The organism is Algorimicrobium echini, assembly GCF_900115185.1.
Classification (GTDB): Bacteria; Bacteroidota; Bacteroidia; order Flavobacteriales; family Flavobacteriaceae; genus Algorimicrobium; species Algorimicrobium echini.
The window spans coordinates 7,501-19,722 of sequence record NZ_FOVN01000004.1 but is presented as its reverse complement, the minus strand read 5'-3'; the positions used below and the strand labels follow the sequence as shown (position 1 = coordinate 19,722).

General features: G+C 32.0%; 7 protein-coding genes (1 of these 7 only partly in view). All 7 read left to right on the top strand.

From position 1 onward, the window contains the following. Nucleotides 1-630: 630 nt before the first annotated feature. Nucleotides 631-1,203: a pentapeptide repeat-containing protein gene (locus BM239_RS10135; protein ID WP_092208213.1), complete on the top strand. Its 573-nt coding sequence runs from the start codon at nt 631-633 to the stop codon at nt 1,201-1,203. A gap of 120 nt (nt 1,204-1,323) precedes the next feature. Beyond that, on the top strand, nt 1,324-2,457 hold the full coding sequence (locus BM239_RS10130) for an efflux RND transporter periplasmic adaptor subunit (RefSeq protein WP_092208211.1): 1,134 nt from the start codon (nt 1,324-1,326) through the stop codon (nt 2,455-2,457). Between the two features lie 6 nt (nt 2,458-2,463). Next, nucleotides 2,464-5,661: an efflux RND transporter permease subunit gene (locus BM239_RS10125; RefSeq protein ID WP_092208209.1), complete on the top strand. Its 3,198-nt coding sequence runs from the start codon at nt 2,464-2,466 to the stop codon at nt 5,659-5,661. Further along, nucleotides 5,651-6,967, top strand: coding sequence for a TolC family protein (locus BM239_RS10120; RefSeq protein ID WP_092208654.1), 1,317 nt, complete (start codon nt 5,651-5,653; stop codon nt 6,965-6,967). Before BM239_RS10125 ends, BM239_RS10120 begins: the two co-directional genes overlap by 11 nt. A 155-nt stretch (nt 6,968-7,122) precedes the next feature. Then, on the top strand, nt 7,123-9,348 hold the full coding sequence (locus BM239_RS10115; RefSeq protein WP_092208207.1) for an NADP-dependent isocitrate dehydrogenase: 2,226 nt from the start codon (nt 7,123-7,125) through the stop codon (nt 9,346-9,348). A gap of 73 nt (nt 9,349-9,421) precedes the next feature. Beyond that, nucleotides 9,422-11,797, top strand: coding sequence for a TonB-dependent receptor (locus tag BM239_RS10110; RefSeq protein WP_092208205.1), 2,376 nt, complete (start codon nt 9,422-9,424; stop codon nt 11,795-11,797). A gap of 4 nt (nt 11,798-11,801) precedes the next feature. Continuing rightward, a protein-coding gene (locus BM239_RS10105; protein WP_092208652.1) for a DUF4249 domain-containing protein crosses the window boundary here: on the top strand, nt 11,802-12,222 show its 5' portion. 395 nt of this gene lie beyond the right edge of the window; 421 of the gene's 816 nt are visible here — the first part of the coding sequence; it begins with the start codon at nt 11,802-11,804; the stop codon falls past the right edge of the window.

The following is a 12,222-nucleotide window of genomic DNA, read 5'->3' as shown; positions in this document are numbered from 1 at the left end:
AGTAAATTGTTGATATATAACGCTTTAAATATTTTTACAAATATGTATTTCGCTTTATATTAGCTACAGAATTAATAGACACTTGAGTTGGTTTTGCTTGAAAAAGCAAATTTACTTTTAATTCTTGTAAAGAAACGTTCTTAACATTTTATTGTTTTTTGAGGTTTTGAGGTAAGCGTTTTACAGCGCCTAACTAAAAAATCATGATACTTTTTAATATGCTAAATGTTTAAGCAGTTAGTAATAGAAAAAGTTGAAAGTTTTCAAAATGTCTCTTTTAAGCGAAAGTAATAAGGAGTCTATGAAACAATGTTTTGAGTGTACGCAATTCATAGTGATGATTTGCTAAAAGACAAAACATCAAGAAAAACAATAACCGAAACATTTTCACAACATGTCAATACATTTTGAAAGTTGTATTTAAAAAATGTTTCTTTTTTTGAAATAGTCTTGCTTGAATTGAACCATGTACTTTTGTTGCATGTTGCAATCGGAAGATTGCATAGATCATGTTAAAAACTGTTTCAAAAGAAAGCCATGTCAAACCAGACATTCGTCTGATGTGATATGGCTTTTGTTTTTTAAACTATTGATTTTTTAAGTAATTTGGCAGAATTCAAATTTCATAATATGAATTTACCTTTCATTTGCGATAAAACGTTTAAAAAACAAACCTATACAATTAACCCTTTACCTAAAGCGGAATATAACAATTGTCAATTTATAGATTGTGAGTTTTCGGAAGCGTTTCTTTCATATATAGCGTTTACGGAATGTGAATTTATAAACTGCAATTTAAGTTCAGCAAAAGTTAAAGATACCTCATTTAACGATGTTGTGTTTAAAGGTTGTAAACTCCAAGGTGTGTTGTTCCAATATTGTAACCCCTTTTTACTCGCTCTTTCGTTTGAAAATTGCGTATTGAATCTATCAACATTTAATGATTTAAAATTAAAAAAAACACTATTTAACTCATGTATGTTAAAACAGACAGATTTCTCCAATACAGACCTCTCCTATTCAACTTTTTTAAAATGTAATTTAGAGCATGCTAGTTTTTATAACGCAAATCTATCTTATACAGATTTTACAACCTCTCAAAACATTACATTGAATCCCGAATTTTCTAATTTAAAATCTGCAAGATTTTCAAGCGAAAATGTTTTAGGTCTTTTAAAATGTTACAAACTTATAATAGAATAGTTCCTATCTCTTATTGCCCATATTCTACATCCTAACTAAATTTTTATGATTTTTTTAAGACAAGTAGATTAAACTTAAAGATAGTTTTGCCATCTAATAACCACACCTAACCAGTTCCAAATGCGAAATATTATACTTTCTATTTTAGGAGTCATACTTATAATAGGCTCTTTTTTTATTGCTAAAAATTTAATTGATAATAAATCCAAGCCTAAACCAGTAGTGGATAAGGTTGTTAAAACAGTTTATACAGATACTGTTTCAAACACTACCATTCCTATTATAATTCCAGCAAATGGCAGCCTAGTTGCCAAACAACGCGTGGAACTGTATGCGGAAGTTCAAGGAGTTTTTAAATCTGGAAATAAATTATTTAAACCAGGTCAGCACTATAAAAAAGGTGAAACCCTTATTCAAATTGATGCTTCAGAGTACTATGCTAGCGTGCAATCGGCTAAAAGTAATTTGTATAATACCATTGCGGCTATCATGCCAGATTTACGCTTGGATTTTCCAAATATGTTTCAAAAATGGCAAAATTATTTAAATAGTTTTGATTTAAATAAAACGACACCAACACTACCTAAAATGACTTCCGATAAAGAAAATTATTTTATTACAGGTCGCGGTATTGTTTCAAGTTATTATACCGTTAAAAATTTAGAACAACGACTTGCAAAATATAATATGTCGGCGCCTTTTGATGGAATTCTTACAGAAGCACTAACAACTGAAGGTGCCTTAATTAGAAGTGGCCAAAAACTAGGTGAATATATAGACCCATCTGTCTATGAAATGGAAATAGCATTAAGTAAATCCTATGCTAGTCTTTTAAAGGTTAATGAAGAAGTCGAACTTCAAAATATAGAACATACCGAAAAGTATAAAGGTAAAATTTCCAGAGTAAATGGTAGCATCGATGCAGCTACTCAAACAATTACGGCTTTTATTGAAGTTAAAAATGAGCAGCTTAAAGAAGGCATGTATTTAGAAGCCAACTTAAATGCAAAAGAAGAGCCAAATGCCATAGAAATTAACAGAAACTTACTACTTGATGATAATAAAATTTTTATAGTAAAAGATAATGTTCTTGATATTATGGCTGTTAAACCTGTTTTCTTTTCTGAAACAACGGTAGTATTAAAAAACATTCCTAATGGCACTATTATATTAAACAAACCTGTAATTGGTGCCTATTCAGGGATGCTTGTAAAACCATTTACTGAAAACCCTACAACCACAAAGGATAACTAATAAATTATGAGAAAATTAATTGCTTATTTTATTCGTTACCATGTGGCTGTTAATGTATTTATTATAGCCTTTTTTGCTTTTGGAATTTTAGGTATCATGTCTTTAAAATCGTCATTTTTTCCCCTTGTCGATTCCAAAATAATTAACATAAATATTGTCTATCCTGGCGCATCACCCCAAGAAATTGAAGAAGGTATTGTGCTTCAAATTGAAGATAACCTTAAAGGTTTAAAAGGAATTGACCGCGTTACCTCCGTATCCAGAGAAAATAGTGGCAGTATTACCGTTGAAATTGAAAAAGGTGAAAACATAGACTTCATGCTATTAGAAGTTAAAAACGCTGTAGACCGTGTGCCTTCTTTTCCAACGGGAATGGAGCCTTTAGTCGTTTCTAAACAAGAAGCTATTCGGGAAACGATATCCTTTGCCTTAAGTGGTAATAATGTCCCATTAGCTACTTTAAAACAAATTGGTAGACAGGTTGAAAATGATTTACGAGCCATAGATGGTATATCTCAAGTTACTGTAACTGGATATCCAGAAGAAGAAATTGAAATTGCAGTAAACGAAAATAATTTATTAGCATACAATTTAACATTTTCAGATGTTTCTAAAGCTATTGCTTCTTCAAATATTTTAATTACTGGTGGAAACATTAAAACAAGTGCTGAAGAATATCTTATTCGAGCTAATAATCGGTCTTATTATGGTGATGAACTTTCTAATATTGTAGTTAAAGCTACTCAAGATGGTAAAACAGTTCGCTTAAAAGATGTCGCTATCATACGTGACCGCTTTTCAGAAACTCCAAACGCCACCTATTTTAATAAAAACTTATCCGTAAATATTTCTGTTACAAGTACTAATAATGAAGACTTAATGTCCTCGGCCGAAAAAGTAAAAAATTACATTAATGAGTACAACCAAAAACATGAAAATGTCCATTTAGATGTCGTTAGAGATTTATCTGTTACATTAAACCAACGAACTAAACTCCTAACCGAAAATGCCATAGTTGGTATGATATTGGTGTTGATTTTTCTATCCTTATTTTTAAATACACGATTAGCCTTTTGGGTAGCATTCGGACTACCTATTTCATTTTTAGGCATGTTTATTTTTGCTGGCCAGTTTGATGTAACAATTAACGTTTTGTCCCTTTTTGGTATGATTATCGTAATTGGTATTTTGGTTGATGATGGTATCGTTATTGCCGAAAACATATACCAACATTATGAAAAAGGTAAATCACCCATACAAGCAGCCATTGATGGAACTATGGAAGTTATACCGCCTGTTGTTTCTGCAATTATTACAACCTTATTAGCGTTTTCATTATTTCTGTTTTTAGATAGTAGAATTGGTGAGTTTTTCAGTGAAGTTTCGGTTGTTGTCATTTTAACACTAGTAGTTTCTTTAGTTGAAGCTTTAATTATATTACCTGCACATTTAGCACATTCCAAAGCATTAAGAAAGGAAATCCCACAGGAAAACCCGTCTAAAGTTAAACAGTTTTTTGCAAAAATGCGCGGCATAAATGCTTATGGTGACAAAATCATGAAATACTTGAGAGATAAGTTCTATGCTCCCATATTACTATTTGTTTTAAAATTCAAAATTTTGTCTTTAGGTATTTTTATTGCCTTATTAGTTTTAACGTTTGGAGCCATAGGCGGAGGCGTCATTGGAGTTACAATATTTCCATCAATAGCCAGCGATCGAATTGCAATTGAATTAGATATGCCGAACGGAACCAATGTAAAAGTAACGGATTCTATAATATCTATGATAGAAGAAAAATCTTTCATTGTAAATCAAGAATTCACTGAAAAATATTTAAAAGATACAGATAAAGTCCTTTTTGAAAACACCATATTAACTCTAAAGAGTAGTTCCAGTGCAGAATTAGTAATTAACCTATTACCAGGTGAAGAGCGACCTGATGAAATTAATTCTTCATTAGTAGCAAACCGATTACGTGAATTAGTAGGTCCTGTTATTGGTACAGAACGGCTAATTTATGGTTCTGGTGGCAATTTTGGAGGCAGCCCTGTTTCTGTTGCTTTATTAGGAAATAATATTGAAGAGCTTAAAGCAGCTAAAATTGAATTAAAAAATATTTTAGAAGAGAATCCTTTATTAAAAGACATTGAGGACAATGATCCTGCTGGAATTAAAGAAATAAGATTAGAGCTAAAAGAAACTGCTTACCTATTAGGTTTGGATCTTACAACTGTTATGAGTCAAATACGTGCTGGTTTTTTCGGATCGCAAGTGCAACGCTTTCAAAGAGGTCAAGATGAAATTAAAGTATGGGTGCGGTATGATCGGCCAAACAGAGAGTCTTTAAATGATTTGGAAGATATGCGAATTTTAACACCTACTGGCAACCGTATTACTTTAAAAGATATTGCAACCTACACGATTGTTCGAGGCGATGTTGCAATTAATCATTTAGAAGGCAAACGAGAAATTCGAGTATCAGCAGATTTAAAAGACCCAAGCACAAGTGCTACAGACATTTTGGATGACATTAAAAAAGTAACTATTCCAGAGTTACAGTCCAAATATCCAACAATTTCTGCCTCCTTTGAGGGACAGAATAGAGAAGCTCAAAAGTTGTCGTCTTCAATTGCTAGCGCAGGTACCATCATTTTGTTGCTAATATATATCACTATTGCATTTACTTTTAGAAGCTACAGTCAACCACTATTATTATTGCTATTAGTACCATTTAGTTTAACTTCTGTAGCATGGGGACATTGGTTGTTAGGGTTTCCTGTTAACGTTTTATCGTTATTGGGTATCATTGCGTTAATTGGAATTATGGTGAACGACGGTTTAGTATTAATAGGTAAGTTTAATACTAATTTAAGAGAAGGCATGTCTTTCGATTTAGCACTTTCTGATGCAGGAAAATCAAGATTTAGAGCTATTTTCTTAACATCGCTAACTACCATTGCTGGATTGGCACCTCTTTTATTAGAAAAAAGTAGACAAGCACAATTTTTAAAACCAATGGCTATTTCAATTTCATTTGGTATTGCGTACGCTACTATTTTAACCTTATTAGTATTGCCGTTATTTTTATCCTTTAGTAATAACATTAAGAAAAACGCTAAATGGTTATATACAAATAAACCTGTTACAAAGGAGGAAGTTGAACGCGCTATTAAAGAACAAAATGAAGAAAATGAGCACTAAAAACTTAATTATATACAGCCTTATATTATTCTCATGTCCAGTGTTTTCGCAAAAAACACTAAACCCAGAAGAAGCATTTTCTATGGCATTGGAATATAATTATGGAATTAAAATAACTAATAATTCGTTAGAAATAGCAGAAAACAATACAAGTATTCTTAATTCAGGTTACCTTCCCACCTTAACTGGTAATGCTGGTGCTACATTTAATTTAGACAACACCGAAGCTCAATTTTCAAATGGACAATCTACTGTTTTAAATGGAGCTGAAAGTTCCCGTTACAACGCATCTGTAAACTTAAATTATGTGGTTTTTGATGGCATGGGCAGGCAATATAATTTTAAACGCCTTAAGGAAGAATATTATTTATCTCAACTAGAGGCAAGAGAAACTATAGAAAATGTCATCATTCAATTATTTACCATTTATTATGAACTTGCCAAAACCTACGAAAACTCGTTAGCTTTAGAACAAACACTAACCATTTCAAAAGATAGGTTATTGCGAGCTGAATATCAGTTTGAATATGGACAGAATACAAAATTAGGTGTTTTGAACGCGCAAGTAGATATAAATAATGACAGCATTAATCTGATTAATATAAATCAACAATTAAAAAACACCAAACGCGATTTAAACGTCGTAATTGGTAATCAAATTAAGGAAAATTTTAATGTAAAAACCGATCTTAAATTTTTGTTAGATTTAGACAAGGATGAACTATTAACAAAAACCAAGGCTAATAATGTTGCACTTCTTCAAGCCGAAAGAAATATTTCTATTGGCGAAATAGATATTAAATCTCGAAAATCACAATATTTACCTAGTATTGGATTAATTGGAAGTTATGGTTGGAATAAAAACAACAACAATGCAGCATCATTTGCTACTACAACGCTAAATACAGGTCTTTCTGGTGGTATTAATTTCGCTTGGGACTTATTTGATGGTGGCAGCACAATAACGCAAGTAAAAAATTCTAAAATAATTTTAGATAATCAAAAATTACAAAAGGAACAACTCATCATCAATATAGAACGTGATTTTTATAATGCCTGGGAAGATTATCAAAACAAACTGGTTATTTTTAATGTACAGGAAGATAATATCATTACATCACAAAATAATTTTGAACGTACACAAGAAAAATTCAAATTAGGCCAAGCAACTTCCATTGAATTTAGACAAGCGCAACTAAATCTTCGAAATGCAGAATTAAGTAGAAACCAAGCCAAATATGACGCTAAATTAGCCGAATTATACGTTTTACAAATAAGTGGCGATTTATTAAATGTGGAATTCTAAATAATCCCTTCTAAAAATCATAAATAACACAGTTATTACTCCTCAATATGCAATAAAGGCAATAATATAATGGCTCTCAAAATACCTGTAGGATTTTTGTATATTTGCATTGCTAAATTAACAGGTGAAATAGCCTACTAAAAACTATATATACAATGACAGACTCTTCTACAATAATTTATACTAAAACAGACGAAGCACCAGCATTGGCAACAGCTTCTTTTTTACCAATAATTGAGGCATTTGCTAAACCGTCTGGAATAACTATAGAAACTAAAGATATTTCATTAGCTGCCAGAATTTTAGCAGTTTTTCCAGATTTCTTAACAGAAGATCAACGTGTAGAAGATGCACTAGCTATTTTAGGTGATTTAGTTAAAAAACCCGAAGCAAATATTATAAAACTACCCAATATTAGCGCTTCTATTCCTCAATTAAACGAAGCTATTAAAGAGCTTCAAGATAAGGGATATAAATTGCCAAACTATCCTGAAGAAATAAAAAACGACCAAGATAAAGATATAAAAAGTCGTTACGATAAAATAAAAGGTAGTGCAGTAAATCCAGTACTTCGCGAAGGGAACTCTGATCGTCGAGCTCCAAAAGCTGTTAAGAATTTTGCTAAAAAACACCCACACTCCATGGGTGCATGGAGTAAAGATTCTAAAACAAATGTTGCCACAATGAGTTCTGGTGATTTTGCTCACAATGAAAAATCAGTAACATTAGAAAATGCTACTACTGTCAATATAATCCATACAGATACTACTGGTAACAAAACCATTTTAAAAAATAATTTACCATTATTAAAAGGAGAAATTATTGATGGAACTGTAATGAGTAAAAAAGCACTTTTAAACTTTTTAGAAACAGAAATTGAAGATGCCAAAGCTAATAATGTACTGTTTTCATTACATATGAAAGCTACCATGATGAAAGTCAGTGATCCAATTATTTTTGGACATGCGGTTCGAGTTTTCTTTAAAGATGTTTTTGAAAAATATCAAGATGAATTTGAAAAAATTGGTGTCGATGTTAAAAATGGCTTCGGAAATCTAATCAAAAATTTATCTGAATTACCAGATGCCAAACGTCAAGCTATTGAAGCTGACATTGAAGCGACTTTTAATAGTCGTCCAGATTTAGCCATGGTAAATAGCGACAAAGGCATTACTAATTTACATGTTCCTAGCGATGTAATTATTGATGCATCTATGCCTGCCATGATACGCACTTCAGGTAAAATGTGGAATAAAGATGGGCAATTACAAGATACTAAAGCAGTAATTCCTGATAGTAGTTATGCAGGAATCTATTCTGCTACAATTGACTTCTGTAAAGAACATGGTGCTTTTGATCCAACAACCATGGGAACCGTTCCTAATGTAGGACTAATGGCTCAAAAAGCTGAAGAATATGGATCTCATGATAAAACTTTTGAGATTACAAACCCTGGAAAAGTAAGCATTGTTGATGTATCTGGAACCGTTTTAATAGAACATGACGTGGAAACTGGTGATATTTGGAGAATGTGTCAAGTTAAAGATGCACCAATTCAAGACTGGGTTAAATTAGCAGTAAATCGCGCTAAAGCATCACAAACACCAGCAGTTTTTTGGTTAGATGATGAACGAGCTCATGATATCGAGCTGATAAAAAAAGTGAATACTTATTTAAAAGATCATGATACCTCAAATTTAGATATTCGAATCCTATCGCCTATAGAAGCTACCAAGTTTACATTAGAACGCGTTAAATCTGGGAAAGATACGATATCCGTTTCTGGAAATGTATTGCGTGACTATTTAACCGATTTATTTCCAATTTTAGAGTTAGGAACAAGTGCCAAGATGCTTTCCATTGTACCTTTAATGAATGGTGGTGGTTTATTTGAAACAGGTGCTGGTGGTTCTGCTCCAAAACATGTGGAGCAACTTATAGAAGAAAATCATCTACGTTGGGATTCTTTAGGAGAATTTTTAGCTCTAGCTGTTTCTTTAGAACATTTATCGGAAGTTTCAAAAAACCCAAAAGCACTAATTTTATCAGAAGGATTAGATGAAGCAACTGAAAAGTTATTAGATAATAACCAATCGCCTTCCCGAAAAGTTGGCGAGTTAGACAATAGAGGCAGTCATTTTTATCTAGCAAAATATTGGGCTGAAGCACTGGCTAATCAATCCAAAGATATGGACATGAAAAACACTTTCGAAAAAATTTCTCTTTTGTTTAATGCTGAAGAAAAAAATATTCTTAACGAATTAATTGATGTTCAAGGAAAACAAGTCAATATTGGTGGTTATTATCAACCAAATGATACGCTTACAAGTAAGGTTATGCGTCCAAGTGAAACGTTAAACAAAATACTGAAGACTTTATAATTTACTTAAAGTTTATGATAAAAGCTCCTGTGTTAGGGGCTTTTTTTTATATTTTTAGTAAAAATTGCTATTAATGAACATACGTATATTCTGGTTAGTTCTGATTTTCACTTTCAGTATTAATTATATTTGGTCTCAAAATAATGTTACCTTAAATGGTGTTATTTCAGATATAGAAAGTAGCGAAACGCTAATTGGTGTAAATATTTTGTTTCCTGAATTAAAAACAGGTGCAACCACAAACGAATATGGTTTTTATTCCATAACTCTACCAGAAGGAACCTATAAAATAGTGATTAGTTATTTAGGTTATAGTGAGGTTTCAGAAACAATAACACTATCTGAAAATCTTACTAAAAACTTCGCATTAGCAGAATCGGTTGAAAGTTTAAACGAGATTGTTATAAAAGAAGACGTTGAAAAACTCAATATAAGAAAACCACAAATGAGTTTAAATGCCATGTCTGCAAGTACCATTAAAGAAATTCCGGTTGTGTTTGGCGAAGCAGATGTTATAAAATCTATTACACTTTTACCTGGAGTAACCACAGCTGGTGAAGGCGCTTCCGGATTCAATGTTCGTGGTGGAGCAGCCGATCAAAATTTAATTCTTTTAGACGAAGCCACCATCTATAATTCATCGCACCTCTTTGGGTTCTTTTCTGTTTTTAATCCAGATGCCATAAAAGATTTAAAACTCTATAAAGGTGGTATTCCTGCAAGATATGGTGGCCGTGTTTCTTCGGTTTTGGATATCTATCAAAAAGAAGGTAATAAAAATAAATTTCACATGAATGGCGGCATCGGCTTAATATCAAGCAGACTTTTAGCGGAAGGACCAATTAATAAAGGAAGAGGTTCATTTCTTTTGGGTGGTCGAGCAACCTATGCACATTTATTTTTACCACTTTTTGATTTAGACAACAAAGCCTACTTCTACGATTTGAATACCAAAATTAGCTATAAATTGAATGATAATAATAACATCTATTTATCAGGTTATTTTGGACGCGATGTATTAAGTTTTAGTGATAGTTTTGAGAACACTTATGGAAATACAGTTTTGAATTTCAGATGGAATCACTTGTTTTCTGATAAAATATTTTCAAACCTCTCGCTAATCTATTCAGATTACTATTATGGTTTAGATCTAAATTTTATTGGATTTAATTGGGATTCCGGAATCCGTAATTTTAATGTAAAGTATGATTTCAAACATTATGTGAATAATAATATTACACTGCAATATGGGTTAAATAGTATTTATCACAAATTTAATCCAGGGGAAATTAAACCATCTTCTGAAGAGTCTGGAATCAATCCAGATAAATTAATAGATAAATATGCCTTTGAAAATGCACTTTATTTAGATGTCGAACAGAAATTGTCTGACAGGATTCAACTATCATATGGCTTAAGGTATAGTAGCTTTTTAAGACTGGGACAAGATGAGCTAAATACCTATGCTAATAATGAACCCGTAGTTTTTAATCAAGAATTACAGATTTACGAAAAAGCAGAACCCATAGGTGTTGAAAATTATAAACGTAGTAAGGTATTGAAATCCTTCGGTAATTTTGAACCACGATTAGCTATTGCCTATCAATTACAAAGTAACTCATCTTTAAAAGCAAGTTACAATCGTTTAAGTCAATATTTACATCTGCTATCTAATACAAGTTCACCTACACCATTAGACATTTGGACACCTAGTGGAAACTATGTAGATCCTCAAATATTAGACCAAGTAGCACTTGGTTATTTTAGAAACTTTAAAAATGATATATTCTCTTTAGAACTTGAAACATTTTATAAAACCATTAAAAACAGAATTGATTATATTGATGGAGCAGATTTAATAGCGAATGATGCTATAGAACAAGTGATTTTAACTGGTGAAGCTAGAGCATATGGGTTGGAAATTCTTTTCAGAAAAAATACAGGTCGCTTTAAAGGCTGGATTGCTTATACACTATCTAAATCCGAACAGAGAACGCCTGGAAGAACAGCTAACGAACCAGGAATAAACAATGGCCAATGGTATAAAACAGCCTATGATAAAACACATGATGTTTCTATTACATCTAGTTATGATTTTTCTGATAAATGGCGATTTAATGCCAATTTTATTCTTCAAACCGGGCAACCCGTCACGTACCCTAATGCACAATATGAATATAACGGTATTTCGATACCTAATTACGGCTTACGGAATGAATTCCGTTTACCAACATACAATCGATTAGATATATCTGCAACCTATACACCGAAACCAAATAAAACTTCAGGATGGCAAGGGGAATGGGTTTTTGGAATATATAATGTATATAATAGATATAATGCAGCATCCATTACATTTTCAGAAAACAGAGATACGGGTGTCAATGAAGCTACTCGTTTATCTATTTTTGGAATTGTACCGTCTGTTACTTACAATTTTAAATTTTAATATCATGAAGCAAGTTATAATTTTATTAATATCCTTCCTTATGTTTTCCTCCTGTGAGGATGTCATTGATGTAGAAGTTCCTACCTCTGAACCAAAATTGGTAATCGATGCCTCAATAAACTGGATTAAAGGAACCTCGGGTAATGAACAATCTATAAAATTAACATTAACCGCACCATATTTTGAGTCTTCTGTTCCTCCGGCAAATAATGCCGAAGTATGGATAACAGACGAAGCAAATAATACATATGAATTTATGGAAGATGCTAACACAGGAGTTTATAAAAACTCGACATTCGTACCTATATTAAATACTGAATATAATTTAACTGTTGTTTATGAAAATGAAATATATACTGCAACTGAAACGCTTTTAGCAGTAGCCGATTTTGATTTTGTAGAACAAGACCTTGAAGGCGGAATTA

What these genes read in the sequence shown, in the direction of transcription:
- BM239_RS10110 (WP_092208205.1), top strand. Translation starts at nt 9,422, where the DNA reads ATGAACATACGTATATTCTGGTTAGTTCTGATTTTCACTTTCAGTATT.
- BM239_RS10130 (WP_092208211.1), top strand. Translation starts at nt 1,324, where the DNA reads ATGCGAAATATTATACTTTCTATTTTAGGAGTCATACTTATAATAGGC.
- BM239_RS10125 (WP_092208209.1), top strand. Translation starts at nt 2,464, where the DNA reads ATGAGAAAATTAATTGCTTATTTTATTCGTTACCATGTGGCTGTTAAT.
- BM239_RS10135 (WP_092208213.1), top strand. Translation starts at nt 631, where the DNA reads ATGAATTTACCTTTCATTTGCGATAAAACGTTTAAAAAACAAACCTAT.
- BM239_RS10120 (WP_092208654.1), top strand. Translation starts at nt 5,651, where the DNA reads ATGAGCACTAAAAACTTAATTATATACAGCCTTATATTATTCTCATGT.
- BM239_RS10115 (WP_092208207.1), top strand. Translation starts at nt 7,123, where the DNA reads ATGACAGACTCTTCTACAATAATTTATACTAAAACAGACGAAGCACCA.